This is a genomic window from Piscinibacter sp. HJYY11, from assembly GCF_016735515.1.
Lineage (GTDB): Bacteria > Pseudomonadota > Gammaproteobacteria > Burkholderiales > Burkholderiaceae_C > Rhizobacter.
In genome coordinates this window covers 3,964,538-3,986,626 of record NZ_JAERQZ010000001.1, presented here as the reverse complement: position 1 = coordinate 3,986,626, position 22,089 = coordinate 3,964,538, and the positions used below count along the sequence as shown (strand labels likewise).

The 22,089-nt window shown below is 63.6% G+C and carries 38 protein-coding genes and 1 tRNA gene; 1 reads left to right on the top strand and 38 read right to left on the bottom strand.

The window, feature by feature from the left end:
* Positions 1 to 77: 77 nt before the first annotated feature.
* A complete protein-coding gene (locus JI745_RS18630) occupies positions 78 to 440 on the bottom strand; it encodes a hypothetical protein (RefSeq protein ID WP_201810419.1) in 363 nt (120 codons plus the stop codon).
* 117 nt (positions 441 to 557) lie between these two features.
* Between JI745_RS18630 and JI745_RS18625 the strand changes: the two genes are divergently transcribed.
* Positions 558 to 917 carry a co-chaperone YbbN gene (locus JI745_RS18625; RefSeq protein WP_201810417.1) on the top strand — a complete coding sequence of 120 codons (360 nt, stop codon included), beginning with the start codon at positions 558 to 560 and terminating at the stop codon, positions 915 to 917.
* On the opposite strand, the gene JI745_RS18620 is transcribed toward JI745_RS18625, so the two are convergent.
* The 37 genes from JI745_RS18620 to fusA all read right to left on the bottom strand — a co-directional run bounded on the left by JI745_RS18620 (position 906) and on the right by fusA (position 22,021).
* The gene (locus JI745_RS18620; protein ID WP_201810415.1) at positions 906 to 1,313 is read right to left on the bottom strand and encodes a DUF2784 domain-containing protein; all 408 of its coding nucleotides are present in this window, start codon (positions 1,311 to 1,313) and stop codon (positions 906 to 908) included. The two genes, JI745_RS18625 and JI745_RS18620, sit on opposite strands and share 12 nt — an antisense overlap.
* Positions 1,314 to 1,382: 69 nt before the next feature.
* On the bottom strand, positions 1,383 to 1,766 hold the full coding sequence (locus JI745_RS18615; RefSeq protein ID WP_201810413.1) for a hypothetical protein: 384 nt from the start codon (positions 1,764 to 1,766) through the stop codon (positions 1,383 to 1,385).
* A gap of 37 nt (positions 1,767 to 1,803) precedes the next feature.
* A complete protein-coding gene (locus tag JI745_RS18610) occupies positions 1,804 to 2,466 on the bottom strand; it encodes a VOC family protein (protein ID WP_201810411.1) in 663 nt (220 codons plus the stop codon).
* 32 nt (positions 2,467 to 2,498) lie between these two features.
* Positions 2,499 to 2,816, bottom strand: a complete 318-nt coding sequence (locus JI745_RS18605; protein WP_201810408.1) for a hypothetical protein — start codon at positions 2,814 to 2,816, stop codon at positions 2,499 to 2,501.
* Between the two features lie 149 nt (positions 2,817 to 2,965).
* Positions 2,966 to 3,042: transfer RNA gene (locus JI745_RS18600), tRNA-Met, on the bottom strand.
* Positions 3,043 to 3,177: 135 nt separating this feature from the next.
* Positions 3,178 to 3,573: a 50S ribosomal protein L17 gene (rplQ, locus tag JI745_RS18595; RefSeq protein WP_201810405.1), complete on the bottom strand. Its 396-nt coding sequence runs from the start codon at positions 3,571 to 3,573 to the stop codon at positions 3,178 to 3,180.
* Positions 3,574 to 3,655: 82 nt separating this feature from the next.
* Entirely contained in the window at positions 3,656 to 4,642 is a 987-nt protein-coding gene (locus JI745_RS18590; RefSeq protein ID WP_201810402.1) for a DNA-directed RNA polymerase subunit alpha, read from the bottom strand.
* Positions 4,643 to 4,793: 151 nt separating this feature from the next.
* Positions 4,794 to 5,417, bottom strand: coding sequence for a 30S ribosomal protein S4 (gene rpsD, locus JI745_RS18585; protein WP_201810398.1), 624 nt, complete (start codon positions 5,415 to 5,417; stop codon positions 4,794 to 4,796).
* A 172-nt stretch (positions 5,418 to 5,589) separates the two neighbouring features.
* Positions 5,590 to 5,994 (bottom strand): 30S ribosomal protein S11, encoded by a 405-nt coding sequence (rpsK, locus tag JI745_RS18580; protein ID WP_201810385.1) that lies wholly within the window; start codon positions 5,992 to 5,994, stop codon positions 5,590 to 5,592.
* 53 nt (positions 5,995 to 6,047) lie between these two features.
* Positions 6,048 to 6,413: a 30S ribosomal protein S13 gene (gene rpsM, locus JI745_RS18575; protein ID WP_201810380.1), complete on the bottom strand. Its 366-nt coding sequence runs from the start codon at positions 6,411 to 6,413 to the stop codon at positions 6,048 to 6,050.
* Between the two features lie 38 nt (positions 6,414 to 6,451).
* On the bottom strand, positions 6,452 to 6,565 hold the full coding sequence (gene rpmJ / locus JI745_RS18570) for a 50S ribosomal protein L36 (RefSeq protein ID WP_201810376.1): 114 nt from the start codon (positions 6,563 to 6,565) through the stop codon (positions 6,452 to 6,454).
* Positions 6,566 to 6,613: 48 nt separating this feature from the next.
* A complete protein-coding gene (gene infA / locus JI745_RS18565; protein ID WP_047489367.1) occupies positions 6,614 to 6,832 on the bottom strand; it encodes a translation initiation factor IF-1 in 219 nt (72 codons plus the stop codon).
* Positions 6,833 to 6,845: 13 nt separating this feature from the next.
* Entirely contained in the window at positions 6,846 to 8,156 is a 1,311-nt protein-coding gene (gene secY, locus JI745_RS18560; protein ID WP_201810373.1) for a preprotein translocase subunit SecY, read from the bottom strand.
* 32 nt (positions 8,157 to 8,188) lie between these two features.
* The gene (gene rplO, locus JI745_RS18555) at positions 8,189 to 8,620 is read right to left on the bottom strand and encodes a 50S ribosomal protein L15 (protein ID WP_201810370.1); all 432 of its coding nucleotides are present in this window, start codon (positions 8,618 to 8,620) and stop codon (positions 8,189 to 8,191) included.
* Between the two features lie 14 nt (positions 8,621 to 8,634).
* Positions 8,635 to 8,823, bottom strand: a complete 189-nt coding sequence (rpmD, locus tag JI745_RS18550; protein ID WP_201810368.1) for a 50S ribosomal protein L30 — start codon at positions 8,821 to 8,823, stop codon at positions 8,635 to 8,637.
* A gap of 23 nt (positions 8,824 to 8,846) precedes the next feature.
* Positions 8,847 to 9,365, bottom strand: a complete 519-nt coding sequence (rpsE, locus tag JI745_RS18545; RefSeq protein ID WP_201810366.1) for a 30S ribosomal protein S5 — start codon at positions 9,363 to 9,365, stop codon at positions 8,847 to 8,849.
* 11 nt (positions 9,366 to 9,376) lie between these two features.
* Entirely contained in the window at positions 9,377 to 9,745 is a 369-nt protein-coding gene (gene rplR, locus JI745_RS18540) for a 50S ribosomal protein L18 (RefSeq protein ID WP_201810364.1), read from the bottom strand.
* Between the two features lie 12 nt (positions 9,746 to 9,757).
* Entirely contained in the window at positions 9,758 to 10,291 is a 534-nt protein-coding gene (gene rplF / locus JI745_RS18535) for a 50S ribosomal protein L6 (RefSeq protein ID WP_201810362.1), read from the bottom strand.
* A 15-nt stretch (positions 10,292 to 10,306) separates the two neighbouring features.
* A complete protein-coding gene (gene rpsH / locus JI745_RS18530; RefSeq protein WP_201810360.1) occupies positions 10,307 to 10,702 on the bottom strand; it encodes a 30S ribosomal protein S8 in 396 nt (131 codons plus the stop codon).
* 27 nt (positions 10,703 to 10,729) lie between these two features.
* On the bottom strand, positions 10,730 to 11,035 hold the full coding sequence (rpsN, locus tag JI745_RS18525) for a 30S ribosomal protein S14 (protein WP_201810357.1): 306 nt from the start codon (positions 11,033 to 11,035) through the stop codon (positions 10,730 to 10,732).
* 7 nt (positions 11,036 to 11,042) lie between these two features.
* Entirely contained in the window at positions 11,043 to 11,621 is a 579-nt protein-coding gene (gene rplE / locus JI745_RS18520) for a 50S ribosomal protein L5 (protein WP_201810343.1), read from the bottom strand.
* A gap of 5 nt (positions 11,622 to 11,626) precedes the next feature.
* Positions 11,627 to 11,959 carry a 50S ribosomal protein L24 gene (gene rplX, locus JI745_RS18515; protein ID WP_201810340.1) on the bottom strand — a complete coding sequence of 111 codons (333 nt, stop codon included), beginning with the start codon at positions 11,957 to 11,959 and terminating at the stop codon, positions 11,627 to 11,629.
* Between the two features lie 21 nt (positions 11,960 to 11,980).
* The gene (rplN, locus tag JI745_RS18510; RefSeq protein ID WP_201810338.1) at positions 11,981 to 12,349 is read right to left on the bottom strand and encodes a 50S ribosomal protein L14; all 369 of its coding nucleotides are present in this window, start codon (positions 12,347 to 12,349) and stop codon (positions 11,981 to 11,983) included.
* Between the two features lie 168 nt (positions 12,350 to 12,517).
* A complete protein-coding gene (locus JI745_RS18505; protein ID WP_201810336.1) occupies positions 12,518 to 13,033 on the bottom strand; it encodes a peroxiredoxin in 516 nt (171 codons plus the stop codon).
* Positions 13,034 to 13,128: 95 nt separating this feature from the next.
* Positions 13,129 to 13,422 (bottom strand): 30S ribosomal protein S17, encoded by a 294-nt coding sequence (gene rpsQ / locus JI745_RS18500; RefSeq protein ID WP_201810334.1) that lies wholly within the window; start codon positions 13,420 to 13,422, stop codon positions 13,129 to 13,131.
* A complete protein-coding gene (gene rpmC, locus JI745_RS18495; RefSeq protein ID WP_201810332.1) occupies positions 13,419 to 13,619 on the bottom strand; it encodes a 50S ribosomal protein L29 in 201 nt (66 codons plus the stop codon). The genes rpsQ and rpmC overlap by 4 nt, the downstream gene beginning before the upstream one ends.
* Before the next feature lie 19 nt (positions 13,620 to 13,638).
* Positions 13,639 to 14,055, bottom strand: coding sequence for a 50S ribosomal protein L16 (rplP, locus tag JI745_RS18490; RefSeq protein ID WP_201810328.1), 417 nt, complete (start codon positions 14,053 to 14,055; stop codon positions 13,639 to 13,641).
* A 2-nt stretch (positions 14,056 to 14,057) separates the two neighbouring features.
* Positions 14,058 to 14,924 carry a 30S ribosomal protein S3 gene (gene rpsC / locus JI745_RS18485; RefSeq protein WP_201810325.1) on the bottom strand — a complete coding sequence of 289 codons (867 nt, stop codon included), beginning with the start codon at positions 14,922 to 14,924 and terminating at the stop codon, positions 14,058 to 14,060.
* An 11-nt stretch (positions 14,925 to 14,935) separates the two neighbouring features.
* A complete protein-coding gene (gene rplV / locus JI745_RS18480; protein ID WP_201810322.1) occupies positions 14,936 to 15,265 on the bottom strand; it encodes a 50S ribosomal protein L22 in 330 nt (109 codons plus the stop codon).
* Between the two features lie 11 nt (positions 15,266 to 15,276).
* Entirely contained in the window at positions 15,277 to 15,555 is a 279-nt protein-coding gene (gene rpsS, locus JI745_RS18475; RefSeq protein WP_201810313.1) for a 30S ribosomal protein S19, read from the bottom strand.
* Between the two features lie 12 nt (positions 15,556 to 15,567).
* Entirely contained in the window at positions 15,568 to 16,392 is an 825-nt protein-coding gene (gene rplB, locus JI745_RS18470; protein WP_201810311.1) for a 50S ribosomal protein L2, read from the bottom strand.
* On the bottom strand, positions 16,392 to 16,718 hold the full coding sequence (gene rplW, locus JI745_RS18465) for a 50S ribosomal protein L23 (RefSeq protein ID WP_201810308.1): 327 nt from the start codon (positions 16,716 to 16,718) through the stop codon (positions 16,392 to 16,394). The genes rplB and rplW overlap by 1 nt, the downstream gene beginning before the upstream one ends.
* A complete protein-coding gene (gene rplD / locus JI745_RS18460) occupies positions 16,715 to 17,335 on the bottom strand; it encodes a 50S ribosomal protein L4 (protein WP_201810306.1) in 621 nt (206 codons plus the stop codon). The genes rplW and rplD overlap by 4 nt, the downstream gene beginning before the upstream one ends.
* Positions 17,335 to 18,006, bottom strand: a complete 672-nt coding sequence (gene rplC, locus JI745_RS18455; RefSeq protein WP_201810303.1) for a 50S ribosomal protein L3 — start codon at positions 18,004 to 18,006, stop codon at positions 17,335 to 17,337. The genes rplD and rplC overlap by 1 nt, the downstream gene beginning before the upstream one ends.
* Before the next feature lie 183 nt (positions 18,007 to 18,189).
* Complete coding sequence (gene rpsJ / locus JI745_RS18450) at positions 18,190 to 18,501, bottom strand: 30S ribosomal protein S10 (RefSeq protein WP_019561663.1); 312 nt, start codon at positions 18,499 to 18,501, stop codon at positions 18,190 to 18,192.
* A gap of 99 nt (positions 18,502 to 18,600) precedes the next feature.
* Entirely contained in the window at positions 18,601 to 19,791 is a 1,191-nt protein-coding gene (gene tuf, locus JI745_RS18445) for an elongation factor Tu (protein ID WP_201810265.1), read from the bottom strand.
* A gap of 124 nt (positions 19,792 to 19,915) precedes the next feature.
* Entirely contained in the window at positions 19,916 to 22,021 is a 2,106-nt protein-coding gene (gene fusA / locus JI745_RS18440) for an elongation factor G (RefSeq protein WP_201810301.1), read from the bottom strand.
* Between the last annotated feature and the right edge of the window lie 68 nt (positions 22,022 to 22,089).

The window sequence follows — 22,089 nt, the reverse complement described above, 5'->3', positions numbered from 1 at the left end:
CCCCTGCCTCGCCGCCGTTGTCAGGAGGGTGGCAGGCGACTGGGCCCACCCCCTCGCACTGCGATCACCTGCGGTGATTACTTGCTGTGGTTGGCCTTGATGTCCTTCTTCTCGTTCTCGTAGGTCATCTTGGCTTCGGCCTTGTCTGCCTTGGCTTGCGCGCGCGCCTGCTTCTTGCAGGCACGCTCGGCGCTGCCATCGGCCGACACTTCGCAATCGGCCTTGTTCAGCTCCTTGTTCGCCTCAGCGATCTTCTTGCGCGCCTTGTATTCGCCCTTGGCGGTGTCCTTGGCGTCCTTGCCGGCCTCGGTCAGCCCGCCGGGGGCTGTCTGGGTGGCGTTGGGAGCGGCGGTGTTTTCGACGTTGTTGGTCGTCTGTGCCATGGCCGTGCCACAGCCCAGGGTGGTGGCGACGATGGCGGCGAGTAGCTTCTTGCTCATCATGGATGAATCTCCTTCAGCGACTGGACACCCAGCCTGTTCCCGATCGCGGCAACTCGCATTCCGGAGCGGCCCCTTCGCGGCACGATGCGGCGAGGTCTGAGATGATCCGGGGCGATGTCTGACACGCCTTCCTCCTCTGCACCGCTGTTGGTGGCCTGCCTGTGCGCGGAATGGTGCGGCACCTGCCGCGACTACCGCGGGATCTTCGAGGAGGCCGCACAGGCCCATGCGGACATGCGCTTCGTGTGGGTGGACATCGAAGACGAGTCCGAGCTCGTCGACCCGGTCGAGGTGGAAAACTTTCCCACCTTGCTGGTCAGCGATGCCGATGGCGTGCGCTTCTTCGGCACGGTGCTGCCGCACAAGGACACGCTGTGGCGGCTGCTGCGCAACGAGCGCGAGAGAGGCCGCGCCGGTGCGCACCCCGATGCGGACGTGCAGGCGCTCGCGCGCCGGCTCTGGTCACGTCGCTGAGCGTCGTTTCGGGGGGAAGCGCCACCACGCCGCGACGACCGCCAGGCCGAAGAGCGTGTAGGCGGTGGTGAAGACCCACGGTGGCGCCTGCCAGAAGAGCAGCGCCTGCAGCCAGTGCTCGATGAAGCTGCCGGCGTAGGTGCTGTCGCGCGCCTGCTCTCGCAGCCATCGCTCGAGCGTGGTCAGTGGGCATTCGATGCCCCACCACGCCTCGGCGACCACGATGGCGATGGTCGCGAGGTGCGCAAGCCTGAACCACCAGGCGTTCACCCACGACCAGCCGCGCAGGTTGCCCAGCACGATCAGCACCAGGCCGCCCACCACGAAGAGCACGAGCGCCACGTGCAGCACGAGCACGAGGTCGGCCAGCGTTTGGTAGGTCTGGAGACGGAGCATGGTGGCGATTCAGGGCAGCGCTGTGCCGGCGGTCAAAGCCGGGCTTGGTGGAAGCTCAGGCGGTCAACATCACGAAGCCCTTTCGCTCAGCAGCCACGCAGTGGGCATGAACGTCAGCCACGGCGTCACGTAGAAGATCGTCAGGTACCAGAAGGTCACCAGATACTGCGTGCCGTGCCCCAGGTACCACGCACAGTAGGCGGTGTCGAGCAGGACGAAGGGCACGGTGTAATAGAACGACAGCCAGAAGGCGCGCGACATGCGGCGCGCCTGTGGGCCTCGGCGCAGAAGAGCGATCGCCGCCAGCGAGATCGCCACCGACAGCAGGATGCTCGCCACCGCCATCAGCACGGTGGAGTACTGCTGGTAGTAGTCCGGCAACCCCACCAGCCAGAACACCACCCAGGCACCAACGCCCTGGAGCAGGAAACCGAGGTGCTTGCGTGGCGTCATGTCGTCGACAGGAAGGGCAGACCGGAGGGTATGCGTGCTAACGATGCAACGGAGGGGCAGGTGCGCCGATGCGCCGAAGGCCTTGCGGCGTCTGGATGAGCGCCACGAGCCTAGGGACCGCGGCCTCACCGACCGACACCGTGACGCCGGGCTCGGCCAGCTGGAGCTCATCAAGCACCGCGCGCACGGAGGCCGGGGCCGGATGCCACAACTCCAGGGCCACGAGCGTGCATCCCACGTCCCGCAGACCCACAGCAGGATGCGTCTCGGTGTGCCACTGGATCAGCGCGGGCACTGCGCCTCCGAGCGGCAGATGGCCGTCTTCAGGAATGGAGATGAGCCATTCGAGCGCCCCTCGAGACATGGGCTCCGCTTGGCCCAGCGGCTCGGGACTCCTCTCCAACGACGCGTGGATGTCCTCGGTGCGGGCGACCCAGCACGCAAGCCGAGGTTCACTGGCGGGCGACAGCCGGTCCAGGTCGAACCACCGCGAGCGCGAAGGTCGCGCGGCCGCAGGGTTGATGGCGATGACCTCGAGAAAGAGCGCATCACCCAGCCGCAGCAGCAGGTTGTGCGTGCCCATGCGCGCATGCTCACCCCCTGGCTGCGGACGGAGCCCCAGGCAATCGAAGACAAGATCACTGCCTGCCGCGAGCGTCGGCGAGGTGATCGTGATGTGATCGATGCGACAGGCCGGCATGCGCTCCTTTCAAGGGGTCGCCACGCAGGGCCTCAAGCCTTCGGCTTGCCCGGACGGATGAGGGTCTGCTGAAACCAGGCTTCGTTCATCTGCGTCAGGAACGGCACCGTGATCGGGAAGCCCGACTTGTCGCCCAGCACCGCTTCGCTGCCGCAGCGCGGGCACATGGCGGTCTGGTGCTCAACAGCCTTGGGATCGTCGGCGTTGTGCATGTCGAGGCCGGTCCAGCCGACCACTTCATCCGGCGCGAAAGTCTGCACGCAGTTGCAGCACCCGCACAGCCTGCTGGCGAGGATCTGCGACCAGTCGTTGGTGGTGTAGCGGTACGCCGCGACGAGAGGGTTCTTCATGTACGCGATGGCGAAGTTCCACAGGCCCCGCGCCCAGCCTCTGCGCGGACGCCGTAGCGTACCGAAAAGATGGGACTCGCCGCCGCGCCCAGGACGCAAAAAGGCCCGCGCGCGGCGGGCCTTTCAACTTGTTTTTCTTCTAGCTGATTTGGTTGCGGGGGCTGGATTTGAACCAACGACCTTTGGGTTATGAGCCCAACGAGCTACCAGACTGCTCCACCCCGCGACTGAGCCTGCTAGTGTACTGCATGTCCCATGCGCTGTCACCAGAGAAACCGTCTCCACGGCAGGAAGTTTCGGCTCTACCGCACAAGAAAAAGGCCAGCTTGCGCTGGCCTTTTTCGAGACGCGGATGCGATGCTTATTCGGCCTTGTCGTCGGCCGCTTCTGCGGCCGGCTCAGGGCGATCCACCAGCTCGACAAACGCCATCGGCGCGTTGTCGCCCACACGGAAGCCCATCTTCAGGATGCGGGTGTAGCCGCCCGGGCGCGCCTTGTAGCGCGGGCCCAGTTCATTGAAGAGCTTGGTGACGATGTCGCGGTCGCGCGTGCGGTCGAAGGCGAGGCGGCGGTTGGCCAGCGTCGGCTCCTTGGCCAGCGTGATCAGCGGCTCGACAACGCGGCGCAGTTCCTTGGCCTTGGGCAGCGTGGTCTTGATTGCCTCGTGCTGCAGCAGCGAGTTGGTCATGTTGCGCAGCATGGCGAGACGATGCTCGCTGGTGCGGTTGAGCTTACGAAGTCCGTGACGGTGACGCATGGTGCTTTCCTTTCTTCACTATGAATGCCGGCAGCCGTATCAGGTACTGCCGGGTGCACCGGGCTGTGATCAGCCCTGTTGATTAACGCTTGTCTAGGCCCTGGGGCGGCCAGTTTTCCAGGCGGGCGCCGAGCGTGAGACCACGCGAGGCCAGCACTTCCTTGATTTCGTTGAGCGACTTGCGGCCGAGGTTCGGCGTCTTGAGCAGCTCGGTTTCGGTGCGCTGGATGAGGTCGCCGATGTAGTAGATGTTTTCGGCCTTCAGGCAGTTGGCCGAACGCACGGTGAGCTCGAGCTCGTCGACCGGGCGCAGCAGGATCGGGTCAAACTGCGTGCTGCGCTGGGCCGGCGCATCGAACGCAGCGATTTCGCTGCCTTCGAGCTGCGCGAACACGGCGAGCTGCTCGACGAGGATCTTGGCCGAGGCGCGGATCGCTTCTTCCGGCGTGATGGCGCCGTTGGTGGCAATTTCCATCACGAGCTTGTCGAGGTCGGTGCGCTGCTCGACGCGGGCGCTTTCCACGGTATAGCTCACGCGCGAAACCGGCGAGAACGAGGCGTCCAGCACGATGCGGCCGATCGACTTGGTCGGCTCGTCGCCGTAGCGGCGCAGCGTGCCCGGCACGTAGCCGCGGCCCTTCTCGACCTTGATCTGCATGTCGAGCTTGCCGCCTTGCGACAGGTGAGCGATGACGTGCTCGGGGTTGATGATTTCGACGTCGTGCGGCGTCTGGATGTCGCCGGCAGTGACGGGGCCTTCGCCTTCCTTGCGCAGGACCAGCGTGACCTCATCACGGTTGTGCAGGCGGAACACCACGCCCTTGAGGTTCAGCATGATGTGAACCACGTCTTCTTGCACACCGTCGATCGCCGAGTACTCGTGCAGCACGCCGGCGATGGTGACTTCGGTCGGCGCATACCCCACCATCGACGACAGCAGCACGCGACGCAGCGCGTTGCCGAGCGTGTGGCCATAGCCGCGCTCGAAGGGTTCGAGCGTGACCTTGGCGCGGTTGCCGCCCAGCGGCTCCACATTGATGGCTTTGGGTTTGAGCAGGTTTGTTTGCATGAGGTCTTTCTTTCAATACCCTCGGCTCGTTACACCGATAAGGCTGAGGGACCAACCGCAACGGCGAGATGCTGCCGCGGACGTAGGGAACTCTTAAAACTCGCAACGGCCACAAGGGCGCTCGAGGCGCCCTTCGCAGCCATTTCGCACATCAGCGCGAATACAGTTCAACGATCAGCGCTTCCTTGATGTCGGCGCCGAATTCATCGCGGTCCGGCGTCTTCTTGAACACGCCTTCCAGCTTGCTGGCATCGACCTGGACCCAGTTGGGCATGCCTTGCGATTCCGCAAGCTTCACGGCATCGGTGATGCGCAGCTGCTTCTTGGCCTTTTCGCGCACGGCGACCACGTCACCGACCTTGACCGAGTAGGACGCGATGTTCACGACCTGGCCGTTCACGGTGATGGCCTTGTGCGACACCAGCTGGCGGCCTTCGGCGCGCGTGGAGCCGAAGCCCATGCGGTAGACGACGTTGTCGAGGCGCGACTCGAGCAGGCTCAGGAGGTTGGCACCGGTGTTGCCCTTGCGGCGCTCGGCTTCGGCGAAATAGCGGCGGAACTGGCGCTCCAGGATGCCGTACATGCGCTTGACCTTCTGCTTCTCGCGCAGTTGCAGGCCGAAGTCGGAGGTACGCGAGCCGGACGTGCGGCCGTGCTGGCCGGGCTTGCTGTCGAACTTGACCTTGTCCCCGATCGGGCGGCGGGCGCTCTTCAGGAAAAGATCGGTGCCTTCACGGCGGGCGAGTTTGCCCTTGGGTCCTAGGTAACGTGCCACGTTGCTTCCTTTGTCAATCTGACGCGGGCTTCACGAGGGAGAGGCTCGCGCGAGTCTGGCGGGTTGTTTTATGGGCGCTCAGACGGTGGGCTTAGAGAAACCTTGCGGTTTCAGCAGAACCGCCGGCGAGCACCGTGAGGCGCTGGCCGGCGACGAAAAACGATGCGAATCCTTAGATGCGACGGCGCTTCTGCGGGCGGCAACCGTTGTGCGGGACCGGCGTCACGTCCGAGATGGAGGTGATGCGGATGCCCAGCGAAGCCAGTGCGCGAACCGACGACTCACGACCAGGGCCCGGGCCCTTGATGCGCACGTCGAGGTTCTTGATGCCTTGCTCCTGGGCAGCGCGGCCGGCCACTTCAGCGGCCACCTGGGCAGCAAAAGGAGTCGATTTGCGCGAACCCTTGAAACCCTGGCCGCCGCTCGACGCCCACGACAGGGCGCCGCCTTGGCGGTCGGTGATGGTGATGATCGTGTTGTTGAACGACGCGTGGACGTGCGCGATGCCGTCCGCAACGTTCTTGCGGACCTTCTTGCGCACGCGCTGGGCGGCGGTGTTCTGGGGTGCTTTAGCCATATCGACCTTCTCTCTGTGTGCTCGTCAGACTGCTTGTCGTTGTCGAGCAGCGATCACTTCTTGACCAGGGCGCCAGACTTGCGCGGGCCCTTGCGGGTGCGTGCATTCGTCTTGGTGCGCTGACCGCGGACCGGCAGGCCGCGGCGATGACGGAAACCGCGGTAGCAGCCCAGGTCCATCAGGCGCTTGATGTTGATGGACATCTCGCGACGCAGGTCGCCTTCGATGGTGATCTTGCCGATCTCTTCGCGGATCTTTTCCAGATCGGCGTCGGTCAGGTCCTTGATCTTGCGGTCGAAGGGAACGCCACTGGCGGTGCAGATCTTCTGCGCGGTCGTGCGGCCGATGCCGTAGATCGCAGTCAGGCCGATCTCGGCGTGCTTGTGCGGCGGAATGTTGATACCAGCAATACGTGCCATGTGCTTCCTCTATTCGCTGTGTGCAGGCGAGCCGTGGCTCAGCCCTGGCGCTGCTTGTGACGCGGATCGGTGCAGATCACGCGCACCACGCCCTTGCGGCGGATGACCTTGCAATTCCGGCACATTGCCTTGACCGATGCTGCAACTTTCATTCTCTTCTCCTAGGCCTTCGTCAGACCGCTTCTCAAATCATCAAACTCTTACTTGGCGCGGAACACGATGCGTGCCCGCGTCAGGTCGTAAGGCGTCAGTTCGACCGTCACCTTGTCGCCAGGAAGGATGCGGATGTAGTGCATGCGCATCTTTCCGGAGATATGGCCCAGCACGATGTGCCCGTTTTCCAGCTTCACGCGAAACGTGGCGTTGGGGAGGTTCTCCAGAATCTCACCCTGCATCTGAATGACGTCGTCTTTCGCCATGCCGTGTTGTCGTTCAGCTCGCCTTGAAACTTGCCTTCTTCAGCAGCGACTCGTACTGCTGACTCATCACATAACTTTGAACCTGGGCCCAGAAGTCCATCGTGACGACCACGATGATCAGCAGGGAGGTACCGCCGAAGTAGAACGGGACGTTGTACTTCAGCACCAGGAATTCGGGCAGCAGGCAGACCGCGGTGATGTAGATCGCACCGGCCAGCGTCAGGCGGGACAGGATGCGGTCGATGTGACGGGCCGTCTGCTCACCAGGGCGAATGCCCGGAATGAAGGCACCGCTCTTCTTCAGGTTGTCCGCGGTCTCACGGCTGTTGAACACCAGCGCCGTGTAGAAGAAGCAGAAGAACACGATCGCCGCGGCAAAGAGCATCACGTAGATCGGCTGCCCAGGCGACAACGCGGCGGCAAGGTCCTTCAACCAGCGCAGGCTGTCACCGGTGGCGAACCAGCCCACGATGGTGGCCGGCAGCAAGATGATCGACGACGCGAAGATCGGCGGGATCACACCCGACATGTTGAGCTTCAGCGGCAGGTGCGACGACTGGCCCCCATAGACCTTGTTGCCGACCTGGCGCTTGGCGTAGTTCACCAGGATCTTGCGCTGACCGCGCTCGACGAACACCACAAGGTAGGTGACCGCGCCCACCAGCACCACGATGAAGATCGCCACCAGCACGCTCATCGCCCCAGTACGCACCAGCTCCAGCAACCCGCCAATGGCGCTGGGCAGACCCGCTGCGATACCGCTGAAGATGATGATCGAGATACCATTGCCCAGGCCACGCTCGGTGATCTGCTCACCAAGCCACATCAGGAACATCGTCCCGGCAACCAGGCTCACCACCGCGGTCAGTCGGAAGCCGAAGCCCGGGGAGATCACGAGACCCGGCGAGCCCTCGAGGGCGATGGCAATGCCCAGCGCCTGGAAAAGCGCCAAGCCCAGCGTGCCGTAGCGCGTGTACTGCGTGATCTTGCGGCGGCCGGCCTCGCCTTCCTTCTTCAAGGCTTCGAGCGACGGCACCACGTAGGTCATCAGCTGCATGATGATCGACGCAGAGATGTACGGCATGATGCCCAGCGCGAACACCGTGAAGCGCGACAGTGCGCCACCGGAGAACACGTTGAGCAGGCTCAGGATGCCGCCTTCCTGCGACTTGAACATCTCCTGCAGCTGTGCAGGGTCGATGCCAGGCACAGGAATGTGCGCCCCGATGCGGTACACCACGAGCGCGAGCAACAAGAAGACAAGCCGGCGACGAAGGTCGCCGAACTTGCCGCTCTTGGCCAGCTGATTCGCGTTGGTTGCCACTGAGACCGTTTCCTTAAGCGAGGTCAGTCAGCTCAGGCGATCGAACCGCCAGCGGCTTCGATCGCAGCCTTGGCGCCTGCAGTGGCGCCGATGCCCTTGAGCACGACCTTCTTGGTCAACTCGCCCGACTTGATCACCTTGACGACCTTGGCCAGCTCGCCCACAAGGCCTGCGGCCTTCAGTGCGAGCACATCGACTTCGGCGGCGCCCAGGCGCTCCAGGTCGGTGAGGCTGATTTCAGCGTTGAACTTGAGCGACGCCGACTTGAAGCCGCGCTTCGGCAGGCGACGCTGCAGCGGCATCTGGCCGCCTTCGAAGCCGACCTTGTGGTAGCCGCCCGAACGCGACTTCTGGCCCTTGTGGCCACGGCCGGCAGTCTTGCCCAGGCCCGAACCGATGCCACGGCCGACACGGCGGCGGGGGCGCTTCGAACCCTCAGCGGGCTTGATGGTGTTGAGTTCCATGTTCGTTCCTTGCCTCAGATCACTTTCACCAGGTACTGGACCTTGATGATCATGCCGCGCACGGACGGGGTGTCCTCGAGCGTGGAGGTGCTGTTGAGCTTGCGCAGGCCCAGGCCGCGCACGGTGGCGCGATGCGATTCGCGCGTGCCGGCGATGCTGCGCACGAGCTTCACGGTGAGGGTCTTCTTGTCGGCTGCTGCCATGATGTTTCTCCGATCCCGGCCGTTCAGCTGGTGATCTCTTCGACCGTCAGGCCGCGCTTGGCGGCGATCTCGGCCGGGGTGCTGATGTTCTTCAGCGCGTCGAGCGTGGCGCGAACCATGTTGTAGGGGTTCGACGATCCGAGGCTCTTGCACACGATGTCGGTCACGCCCATCACTTCAAAGACGGCGCGCATCGGGCCGCCGGCGATGATGCCGTCACCCGGCTTGGCCGGCGCCATCAGCACGCGCGAAGCGCCGTGCTCGCCAACCACCTTGTGGTGGATCGTGCCGTTCTTGAGCGAGACCTTGAACAGGTTGCGGCGGGCCGATTCCATGGCCTTCTGCACGGCCACCGGCACTTCCTTGGCCTTGCCCTTGCCCATGCCGATGCGGCCATCGCCGTCGCCGACGACCGTCAGCGCCGCGAAGCTCAGCGTGCGGCCGCCCTTCACCACCTTGGTGACGCGGTTCACCGCGATCATCTTTTCCTTCAGGCCGTCGTCATTGCCTTCGGCTTGTGCGCGGGGAGTGAACTTTGCCATTTCAGTATTCCTTAGAACTGCAGGCCGGCTTCACGCGCGGCTTCGGCGAGGGCCTTCACGCGGCCGTGATAAGCGAAACCAGCACGGTCGAACGCAACCTTCTCGATGCCGGCAGCCTTGGCCTTCTCGGCGATGCGCTTGCCGATCAGGGTGGCGGCGCTGACATTGCCACCCTTGCCGGCGGCGCCCAGTTCCTTGCGCACGTCGGCCTCGGCGGTCGAGGCACTGGCCAGCACCTTGGTGCCGTCGTCGGAGATGACGTTGGCGTAGATGTGCAGGTTGGTGCGGAACACGGTCAGGCGAGCCACACGTTGCACCGCGATGCGGGCACGCGTCTGGCGGGAGCGGCGAATGCGCTGGTCCTTCTTGGTCAGAGACATGGTCGTCGCTCCTTACTTCTTCTTGGTTTCCTTGATCGTGACCTTTTCATCCGCATAGCGGATGCCCTTGCCCTTGTAAGGCTCGGGCGGGCGGATCGCGCGTACTTCAGCAGCGATCTGGCCAACCACCTGACGGTCGGCGCCCTTGATCACGATTTCGGTCTGCGACGGCGTCTCGACCTTGATGCCGGCGGGCATGTCCTTGGCCACCGGGTGCGAGAAACCGATCTGCAGGTTCAATTTTTGGCCAGCGGCCTGGGCACGGAAACCCACGCCCACGAGCGTCAGCTTGCGCTCGAAGCCTTTGCTGACCCCGTTGACCATGTTGTTCACCAGCGCGCGCATCGTGCCGGACATGGCATCGGCTTCGACGGACTCGTTGGCGGGGGCAAAGGTCAGCTTGCCGTCGGCGCTCTTGACATTCACCAGGGCATTGGCCGGACGCGACAGCGTACCGAGCGAGCCCTTGACGCTGATCTGCTCAGCGGTGATCGACACATCCACACCCTTGGGGATGGCGATCGGCATTTTTCCAACGCGGGACATTGCTTTCTTCCCTTCTTAGGCGACGTAGCAGAGCACTTCGCCGCCGATACCGGCTTGGCGTGCCTTGCGGTCGGTCATCACGCCCTTCGGCGTGGTGACGATGGCCACACCCAGACCGTTCTGGACGCTGGGGATGTCGTGGCGGCCCTTGTAGATGCGCAGGCCGGGACGGCTCACGCGCTCGATGTGCTCGATCACGGGACGGCCGGCGTAGTACTTCAGCGCGATCTCGAGCTGCGGCTTGGCCTTGTCGCCAGTGATGGCGAAGCTCTCGATGTAACCCTCGTCCTTCAGGACCTGGGCGATCGCCACTTTCAGCTTGCTGGACGGCAGTGCCACGCTGGTCTTCTCGACCATCTGCGCGTTGCGGATGCGCGTCAGCATGTCGGCGATAGGATCACTCATGCTCATTCGAATATCTCCTGATCGTCGTGCCGATTACCAGCTCGCCTTGATGACACCGGGGATGTCACCCTTGAAGGCCAGTTCGCGGATCTTGTTGCGGGCCAGGCCGAACTTGCGGAACGTGCCGCGGGGGCGGCCGGTCAGTTCGCAGCGGTTGCGCTGGCGGGTCGGGTAGGCGTTGCGGGGCAGTTGCTGAAGGGCCAGACGGGCGGCGTAGCGCTCTTCGTCGGACTTCTTCGCGTCATTTGCCGTGGCCTTCAGTTCGTCGTACTTGTTCTTGTACTTGGCGACGAGCTTTTCACGCTTGAGTTCGCGCTGGATGAGGGAAGTTTTAGCCATGGCCGCCTCAGTTCTTGAACGGGAATTTGAAGGCCGACAGCAGCGCCTTGCACTCGTCGTCGCTCTTCGCAGTCGTCGTGATGCTGATGTTCAGACCACGCAGCGCATCCACCTTGTCGTACTCGATCTCGGGGAAGATGATCTGTTCCTTGACGCCAATGTTGTAATTGCCACGACCGTCGAACGAACGGCCCGAGATGCCGCGGAAGTCGCGCACGCGGGGCAGCGCGATCGTCACGAAACGGTCCAGGAATTCATACATCTGGACGCCACGCAGCGTGACCATGCAACCGATGGGCACACCGTCACGGATCTTGAAGCCGGCGATGGCCTTCTTGCTCTTGGTGACCACGGGCTTCTGGCCCGCGATCTTGGTCAGGTCGCCCACGGCGTGTTCCATGACCTTCTTGTCGGACACAGCCTCGCTCACACCCATGTTGAGCGTGATCTTGGTGATGCGCGGCACCTGCATCGGCGAGGTATAGCCGAACTTCTTCACGAGGGCAGGCGCGATCGTTTCGCGGTAGACCTGCTGCAGGCGCGCAGTGCGCGAGCCTTCCTGGGCTTGGGCTTGTTGCTTGGCCATGTCGTTTACGCCTTGATTTCGTCGCCGCTGGAGCGGAAGACGCGGACCTTGGTGGTCTTGTTGGTCTTCGCATCGTTCACCAGCTTGATGCCGACGCGGTCGGCCTTGCCGGTGGCGGGGTTGAAGATGGCGACGTTGGACTGGTGGATCGACAAGGTCTTGTCGACGACACCGCCGGTCGTGCCCTTCATCGGGTTCGGCTTGACGTGCTTCTTCACCACGTTCACGCCCTCGACCACGATGCGGTCTTCACTTTCGCGCGACAGCACGGTGCCACGCTTGCCCTTGTCGCGGCCGGCCAACACGATGACCTGGTCGCCTTTGCGAATCTTGTTCATTCAGCTTTCTCCAACCGCAGCTCAGAGCACTTCGGGCGCGAGCGAAACGATCTTCATGAAACGCTCGGTACGCAGCTCGCGCGTCACCGGGCCGAAGATGCGGGTGCCGATCGGCTCGAGCTTGGCGTTCAGAAGGACAGCGGCGTTGCCATCGAACTTCACCAGCGAACCGTCCTGGCGACGAACGCCCTTGGCAGTGCGAACGACGACGGCGCTGTAGACCTCGCCCTTCTTCACGCGGCCACGCGGCGCGGCTTCCTTGATGGAAACCTTGATCACGTCGCCAATGCCGGCGTACCGACGCTTGGAGCCGCCGAGCACCTTGATGCACTGGACGGACTTCGCGCCAGTGTTGTCCGCGACGTCAAGCCGCGATTGCATTTGAATCATGTTCTGTCCCCAACTTGTCTTGCCGAAGCAAGCAGTCTTGGGCCCGTGTATGGGCGGAGCCGAATCGTTTCGTGATGCGCGACGGCAAAACGGCCGGTTTTCGGCGAAGCTGCGGATTATGCAGCGCGGCGAAAGCCCGTGTCAAGCACGGGCGATCCAGATCTGAACTCAGGCCTTCAGCTTCTTGGCCTGCTCCAGCAGTGTCTCGGCGCCACTCACCTCGAACTTGCCCGGGGCCTCGACGTTCAGCGTCTTGACGACACCATCCTGGACGAGCATCGAGTAGCGTTGCGACCGCACGCCCATGCCGCGCGCCGTCAGATCCAGCGTCAGGCCAGTGGCATTGGCAAACGCCGCGCTGCCGTCGGCCATCATGCGCACCTTGCCCGTCGTCTTCTGATCACGACCCCAGGCACCCATCACGAAAGCGTCGTTGACCGACACACACCAGATCTCGTCGACACCCGCCTTCTTGAACTCATCGGCCTGCTTCACGTAGCCCGGCACATGCTGCGCCGAGCAGGTCGGCGTATAGGCACCCGGCAGCGCGAACACGGCAATCGTCTTTCCGGCCGTTTCCTTGGCGATGTCAAAGGAGTTGGGGCCGATCGAGCAGCCGTTGCCTTCGACCTCGATGAATTCCTGCAGTGCGCCTGCGGGGAGTTTGTCGCCAACCTTGAGCATGGTCACCTCCAAAAGATGAAGAACGTCAGAAGAAATGCAAAACGGCCGGGGCGCCTGGGAAAGGACACACCCGACCGTCGCAAGAGAGCGTCAGATCAGACTTCGCGAGCCTTCTCGACCAGGCGCGTGACGACCCACGACTTGGTCTTGGAGATCGGGCGGCTTTCAGCGATCTCGACGGTGTCGCCGAGCTTGTACTCGTTCTTCTCGTCGTGCGCATGGTACTTGCTCGACTTGGCGACGATCTTGCCGTACAGCTCGTGCTTGGTCCGACGCTCGATCAGGACCGTGACGGTCTTGGAACGCTTGTCGCTGACGACCTTGCCGACCAGCTTGCGCTGGTTCTTGCCCGGGGCGTCGATCTTGATTTCACCGGCGGTGGCAGTCATTTCGCGGCCCCTTTCTTCTTCTCGGCCAGGATGGTCTTGGCACGAGCGATGTCACGGCGGGTGTTGCCCAGCGTCGTGTGGTTGGTCAACTGCTGGGTCGCCTTTTGCATGCGCAGACCGAAGTGGGCCTTCATCAGGTCAGCCACTTCCTTCTCGAGTGCCGCAACGTCCTTGGCGCGGAGTTCGGATGCTTTCATGTAACTCTCCGTTCGCGCCTCAGGCGCCCACTTGGCGGGCGACGAACGTGGTGCTCAGCGGCAGCTTAGCCGAAGCCAGCTTGAACGCTTCGCGGGCCAGCTGCTCGGGCACGCCGTTGATTTCGTACAGCACCTTGCCCGGCACGATCTCGGCCACGTAGTACTCGGGGTTGCCCTTGCCATTGCCCATGCGGACTTCGGCCGGCTTCTGCGAGATCGGCTTGTCGGGGAAGATGCGGATGAAGATGCGACCACCGCGCTTGATGTGGCGCGAGATCGCGCGGCGAGCCGCTTCGATCTGGCGCGCCGTCAGGCGGCCGCGCTCGGTGGCCTTGAGGCCGAAGTCGCCGAACGACACGGCAGCGCCACGCGTGGCGACACCGGTGTTGCGACCCTTTTGTTCCTTGCGGAATTTTCTGCGTGCGGGTTGCAGCATGCTTATTCTCCTTTGGCCTCGGTGGGCGCCTTGCGCACACGCTTGACGGCCGGCGCCTTGGGCGCATCGGCAGCCGGCGCAGGGGCTGCAGCGGCACCTTCGGTCGGACGGCCACCGTCACGGCGCGGAGCGCCACGGTCGCCACGGCCACCCGGTGCGCCAGGGCCACCCGGGCGGGGGCCACGGCGCGGGCGACGATCGTCTTCCTGCACCTCGGGCTTGACCTGGGCGACCTCGCCGTTGGCCAGGCGGTCACCGCGGTAGACCCAGCACTTCACGCCGATCACACCGTAGGTGGTGTGAGCCTCGGAGAAGCCGTAGTCGATGTCCGCCTTGAGGGTGTGCAGGGGCACGCGGCCTTCGCGGTACCACTCGCAGCGGGCGATTTCGATGCCGTTCAGGCGACCCGACGACATCAGCTTGATGCCCTGGGCGCCCAGGCGCATGGCGTTCTGCATCGCGCGCTTCATCGCGCGGCGGAACATGATGCGCTTCTCGAGCTGCTGGGTGATGCTGTCGGCGATCAGCTGGGCATCGATCTCGGGCTTGCGCACTTCTTCGATGTTGACCGCGACGGGCACGCCCAGACGCTTGGTCAGTTCGGCCTTCAGGTTTTCGATGTCCTCGCCCTTCTTGCCGATCACCACGCCCGGACGAGCCGAGAAGATGGTGATGCGGGCGTTCTTGGCGGGGCGCTCGATCAGGATGCGCGAGACCGCGGCGCTCTTCAGGCGCGCCTTGAGGTAGTCACGAACCTTGAGGTCTTCGGCCAGCATGGTGGCGAAGTTCTGGTTCGATGCATACCAACGCGAGGCCCAGTTGCGCGTGACCGGCAGGCGGAACCCGGTTGGGTGGATTTTTTGTCCCATGGTCTTTGCCTTTAGTTGCCGACGGTGATGTAGATGTGCGCGGTCGGCTTGCTGATGCGGTTGCCGCGGCCCTTGGCCCGCGCGGAGAAGCGCTTCAGCGTGGCACCTTGCTCGACGTAGATCGTCTTCACGGTCAGCTCGTCGATGTCGGCGCCATCGTTGTGCTCGGCGTTCGCGATCGCGGACTCGAGGCACTTCTTGATGATGCCGGCAGCCTTCTTGGGGGTGAACGTCAGGATGTTGAGCGCCTGGTCCACCTTCTTGCCGCGGACCATGTCGGCCACCAGCCGACCCTTGTCAGCCGAGAGGCGGACGCCGCGAACGATAGCTTTGGTTTCCATCGTCGTCATCCTTACTTCTTGTTGGCCTTCTTGTCAGCCGGATGGCCCTTGAACGTGCGGGTGAGCGCAAATTCGCCGAGCTTGTGGCCGACCATCTGGTCCGTGACGTACACCGGCACGTGCTGCTTGCCGTTGTGCACGGCGATCGTGACACCGATGAAATCGGGCAGGATCGTCGAGCGGCGCGACCAGGTCTTGATGGGCTTCTTGTCCTTGGTGGCGACCGCCTTCTCGACCTTGGCCTGAAGGTGCTGGTCGACGAACGGACCCTTCTTGAGTGAACGAGTCATGTGCCGTTCCCCTTACTTCTTGCGACGCGAGACGATGAACGTCTGCGTGCGCTTGTTGTTGCGAGTGCGGTAGCCCTTGGTCATTGTGTTCCAAGGCGACACCGGCACCTGGCCTTCGCCGGTACGGCCTTCGCCGCCGCCGTGCGGGTGGTCCACCGGGTTCATGGCGACGCCGCGGACGGTCGGGCGGATGCCCTTCCAGCGGATCGCACCGGCCTTGCCGTACTGGCGCAGGCTGTGCTCTTCGTTCGACACTTCACCGATGGTGGCGCGGCAATCGATGTGGATGCGGCGGACTTCACCCGAGCGTAGGCGAACCTGGGCGTAGGTGCCTTCGCGGGCCAGCAGCGTCGTCGACGTACCGGCCGAACGCGCGATCTGCGCGCCCTTGCCCGGCAGCAACTCGATACAGTGGATCACCGAACCCACGGGGATGTTGCGGATGGGCAGCGTGTTGCCGGCCTTGATCGGTGCTTCGGCGCCCGAGATCACGGTGGAACCCACTTCGAGGCCACGCGGGGCGATGATGTAGCGGCGCTCGCCGTCGGCGTAGCACACCAGCGCGATGTGCGCCGTGCGGTTGGGGTCGTACTCGATGCGCTCGACCTTCGCGGGGATCCCGTCCTTGTTGCGCACGAAATCGACCACGCGGTAGTGGTGCTTGTGACCACCACCCTTGTGACGCATCGTGATGTGGCCATTGTTGTTGCGTCCAGCCTTCTGGAACTGCGACTCGACCAGCGAAGCTTCTGGCTTGCCCTTGTAGAGGTGCGGATGCACCACCTTCACCACGCCACGGCGGCCAGGCGAAGTCGGTTTAACTTTGATGACGGCCATTACGCGGCCTCCCCGGAGAAGTTGAGCTCTTGGCCTTCCTTCAGCGACACGTAGGCCTTCTTGACATGGTCACGGCGACCGATCGAACGGCCGAAACGCTTGACCTTACCCTTCTGGACCACGGTCTGAATGGACTCGACCTCGACCTTGAACAGCAGCTCGACAGCGGCCTTGATCTCGGGCTTGGTGGCGTCGCGCAGGACCTTGAACAACACCTGATTGTTCTTCTCGGCAACGGAGGTCGCCTTTTCGCTGACGATCGGAGCGACCAGCACCTGAGCCAGGCGGCCTTCGTCGTGCTTGGGCTTTTGGGTTGAGGTGCTCATGCGAACATCTCCTTGAGTTGCTCGATCGCAGCCTTGGTCACGAGCACCTTCTTGTAGTGCACGAGGGCCAGCGGATCGGCGTAGCGCGGCTCGACGACCAGCACGTTGGCCAGGTTGCGCGAAGCCAGCGCCAGGTTGTCGTCCACCTGGTCGGCAATCACCAGCACGCTGGACAGGCCCATGGCCTTCAGCTTGGCGGCGAGTTGCTTGGTCTTGGGCGAATCGACCGAGATCGAGTCGACCACGGCCAGGCGGCCTTCACGGGCCAGCTGCGAGAAGATGGCGGCCATGCCGGCGCGGTACATCTTCTTGTTGACCTTCTGGGTGAAGTTTTCGTTGGGGCTGTTCGGGAAGATGCGACCACCCCCGCGCCACAGCGGCGAGGACGACATACCCGCACGAGCGCGGCCGGTGCCCTTCTGGCGCCACGGCTTCTTGGTCGTGTGCTTCACCTCGGCGCGGTCCAGCTGGGCGCGCGTGCCTTGGCGGGCGTTGGCCTGGAAGGCCACGACGATCTGGTGCACCAGCGCTTCGTTGTAGTCGCGGGCGAACACGGTGTCGGGCGCGTCGACCTTCGAGGTCGCCTGGCCTTGTTCGTTCAGGAGCTCGAGCTGCATCACTGGGCTCCCTTCTTGGCCTTGACCTTGATCGCGGGGCTCACGACCACATGGCCGTTCTTCGAGCCGGGGACGGCGCCGCGCACCAGCAGCAGCTGGCGGGCTTCGTCCACGCGCACCACGTCGAGGTTTTGCACGGTCTTGGTCACGTCACCGAGGTGGCCGGACATCTTCTTGCCCGGGAACACGCGACCCGGGTCCTGCGCCATCGAGATCGAGCCCGGCACGTTGTGCGAACGGCTGTTGCCGTGCGACGCGCGCTGCGAGCCGAAGTTGTGGCGCTTGATGGTGCCGGTGAAGCCCTTGCCGATGGAGGTGCCCTGCACGTCCACGAGTTGGCCCACGGCAAAGGTGGTCACCGGGATTTGGGCGCCGGGCTTGAAGCCGGACGCCACATCGGCGGCCACACGGAATTCCTTGAGGATTTCGCCAGCTTCGACGCCCGCTTTCGCGAGGTGGCCGGCCTCAGGCTTGGACACGCGCGATGCTTTGCGGGTGCCGAACGCCACCTGGATGGCGCTGTAGCCGTCGGTCTCTGCGGTCTTGACCTGGGTGACGCGGTTGTTGGACACGTCCAGCACGGTCACGGGGATGGCGTCGCCATCGTCCGTGAAGATGCGCATCATGCCCACCTTGCGGCCCAGCAAACCGAGACGGTTGCTCAGACTCATAGTGTTCTCCAGCCCCCTCGCCTTGCGGTTCGGAAGCCTTTGTTTCGATACCCGACATCGATTGGCCGGGCTGACTTGGGGTTGAAATGCTGCCGGAGCAGAATTTCTGCCGCTCGAAAGCGGAAAAGCCGAGGATTGTAGCAGTTGCGGGCGAACCCGCAACTGCCATCAGCCGAGGCCGGTTTACTGCAGCTTGATCTCGACGTCGACGCCAGCCGGCAGGTCGAGCTTCATCAGCGCGTCCACCGTCTTGTCGGTCGGGTCGACGATGTCCATCAGGCGCTGGTGCGTGCGGATTTCGAACTGGTCGCGGCTCGTCTTGTTGACGTGCGGCGAACGCAGGATGTCGAAACGCTGCATGCGGGTCGGCAGGGGGACCGGGCCCTTGACGATCGCGCCGGTGCGCTTGGCTGTGTCGACGATCTCCAGTGCGGACTGGTCGATCAGCTTGTAGTCAAACGCCTTGAGGCGAATGCGGATCTTTTGCTTTTGCATGACGAATTCCTGAAAAGAGCAGTGCGGCCGTTGCGACGGCTCGGGCCGCGGGTGTAATGGCTGGGTGACCTTGCGGCCACCCGGTCGTCACGCAGAGGTTTACTCCAGGATCTTGGCGACGACGCCCGAGCCGACGGTGCGGCCGCCTTCGCGGATGGCGAAGCGCAGGCCTTCTTCCATGGCGATCGGGGCGATCAGCTTGACGGTGATGCTGACGTTGTCGCCCGGCATGACCATCTCCTTGTCCTTGGGCAGCTCCACCGCACCGGTCACGTCCGTCGTGCGGAAGTAGAACTGGGGACGGTAGTTGTTGAAGAACGGGGTATGGCGGCCGCCTTCTTCCTTGCTGAGCACGTAGATCTCGGCGGTGAAGTGGGTGTGCGGCTTGATGGAGCCGGGCTTGCACAGCACCTGGCCACGCTCGACTTCTTCGCGCTTGGTGCCGCGCAGCAGGATGCCGACGTTGTCGCCTGCCTGACCTTGGTCGAGGAGCTTGCGGAACATTTCGACGCCGGTGCAGGTGGTCTTCTGGGTGGCCTTGATGCCGACAATTTCGATTTCTTCGCCGACCTTGATGATGCCGCGCTCGACACGGCCGGTCACCACGGTGCCACGACCGGAGATGGAGAACACGTCTTCCACGGGCATCAGGAAGGCGCCGTCGATGGCGCGATCGGGCGTGGGGATGTAGGTGTCCAGGGCTTCAGCCAGCTTGAAGATGGCGCCTTCGCCGAGTTCGCCGGTGTCGCCTTCCATGGCGAGCTTGGCCGAACCCTTGACGATGGGGGTGTCGTCACCGGGGAAGTCGTACTTGCTGAGGAGCTCACGCACTTCCATCTCGACGAGCTCGAGCAGCTCGGCGTCGTCGACCATGTCGCACTTGTTCAGGAAGACGATGATGTACTTCACGCCGACCTGGCGGGCCAGCAGGATGTGCTCGCGGGTCTGGGGCATGGGGCCGTCAGCGGCCGAGCACACGAGGATGGCGCCGTCCATCTGGGCGGCACCGGTGATCATGTTCTTCACGTAGTCGGCGTGCCCGGGGCAGTCGACGTGCGCGTAGTGGCGGTTGGCGGTCTCGTATTCGACGTGGGCGGTGTTGATGGTGATGCCGCGCGCCTTCTCTTCAGGGGCCGCGTCGATCTGGTCGTACGCCTTGGCCTCACCGCCGAACTTCTTCGACAGCACCGTCGTGATCGCCGCCGTCAGCGTCGTCTTGCCATGGTCCACGTGACCAATCGTCCCCACGTTCACGTGCGGCTTGGTCCGTTCAAATTTGCCTTTTGCCATTTCAGTTTCTCCAAATCAAAGAGCAGTCCAGTGCGGTGTTTAAGGTCTCCGGCGGAGGGGTGATCCGCCTGCCACTGGCAGCAGGCGGGGCTCCGACGAAGACCGGCTCGTCTAACTAAATCGATTACTTGGTGCCGCGCGCCGTGATGATCGCGTCGGCCACGTTCTTCGGAGCTTCGCTGTAGTGCTTGAACTCCATCGTGTACGTGGCACGGCCTTGCGACATCGAGCGCAGCGTGGTCGAGTAGCCGAACATTTCCGACAGCGGAACTTCGGCCTTGATGATCTTGCCGCCGCCAGGCATGTCGTCCATGCCCTGCACCATGCCGCGACGGGACGACAGGTCGCCCATCACGTTGCCGGCGTAGTCTTCCGGGGTTTCCACTTCCACGGCCATCATCGGCTCGAGGATCACGGGGCTGGCCTTGCGGCAAGCGTCCTTGAAGCCCATCGATGCGGCCATCTTGAAGGCGTTTTCGTTCGAGTCCACTTCGTGGTACGAACCGAAGGTCAGCGTGACCTTCACGTCGACAACCGGGAACCCAGCCAGCACGCCGTTCGGGAGCGTGTCTTCCACGCCCTTCTTGACGGCCGGGATGAATTCACGCGGCACCACACCGCCCTTGATGGCGTCGACGAACTCGAAGCCCTTGCCGGGCTCCTGCGGCTCGACGGTCAGCACGACGTGGCCATATTGGCCCTTGCCGCCCGACTGGCGCACGAACTTGCCTTCGACATCGGTCGCGGTCTTGCGGATGGTTTCGCGGTAGGCCACCTGCGGCTTGCCCACGTTGGCTTCCACGCCGAACTCGCGCTTCATGCGGTCGACGATGATTTCCAGGTGCAGCTCGCCCATGCCGGAGATGATGGTCTGGCCCGATTCTTCGTCGGTGCGCAGGCGGAACGACGGGTCTTCAGCCGCCAGACGACCCAGCGCGATGCCCATCTTTTCCTGGTCGGCCTTGGTCTTGGGCTCGACGGCCTGCGAGATCACCGGCTCCGGGAAGATCATCTTCTCGAGCGTGATCACGTGCTCGGGGTCACACAGCGTCTCGCCGGTGGTCACGTCCTTCAGGCCCACGCAGGCGGCGATGTCGCCGGCCAGAATTTCCTTGATTTCCTCACGCTGATTGGCGTGCATCTGCAGGATCCGGCCGATGCGCTCCTTCTTGCCGCGGATCGGGTTGTAGACCGAGTCACCCGACTTCAGCACGCCCGAATACACACGCACGAAGGTCAGCTGACCGACGTACGGGTCGGTCATCAGCTTGAACGCCAGCGCGGCGAACTTCTCGTTGTCGTCGGCCTTGCGGGTGACTTCCTTTTCGTCTTCGTCGGTGCCCGGCACCGGCGGGATGTCGACCGGCGACGGCATGAAGTCGATCACCGCGTCGAGCATGCGCTGCACACCCTTGTTCTTGAAGGCGGTGCCGCAGAGCATCGGCTGGATCTCGGTCGCGATCGTGCGGGTGCGGATGCCCTGCTTGATCTCGGCTTCAGTCAGGTCGCCCGACTCGAGGTACTTGTTCATCAGCTCTTCGCTGGACTCGGCCGCAGCTTCGAGCATGTTCTCGCGCCACTTCTGCGCGTCGGCCTGCAGGTCGGCCGGGATGTCCTTGTAGTCGAACTTCATGCCCTGGGAAGCTTCGTCCCAGATGATGGCCTTCATCTTGATGAGGTCGACCACGCCGGTGAAGTTGTCTTCGGCGCCGATGGGGATCACGATGGGCACCGGGTTCGCCTTCAGGCGAACCTTCATCTGGTCATAGACCTTGTAGAAGTTCGCGCCGGTGCGGTCCATCTTGTTGACGAACGCGAGGCGGGGCACCTTGTACTTGTTGGCCTGGCGCCAGACGGTTTCCGACTGGGGCTGCACGCCACCCACGGCGCAATACACCATGCAGGCGCCGTCGAGCACGCGCATCGAGCGTTCGACTTCAATGGTGAAGTCCACGTGCCCCGGGGTGTCGATGATGTTGATGCGGTGCTCGGGGTGGTTGAGCTCCATGCCCTTCCAGAAGCAGGTCGTCGCGGCCGACGTGATGGTGATGCCGCGCTCTTGCTCCTGCTCCATCCAGTCCATCGTGGCGGCGCCGTCGTGCACTTCGCCGATCTTGTGGTTCACACCGGTGTAGAACAGGATGCGCTCGGTCGTCGTCGTCTTGCCGGCGTCGATGTGCGCCGAGATGCCGATGTTGCGATAGCGCTCGATGGGGGTCTTGCGGGCCATGGTGGCACTCCAGAAACTGAAAAGCGCGCCTGACGGTCACACGACCCAGGCGCGCAGGGGACCAGAAC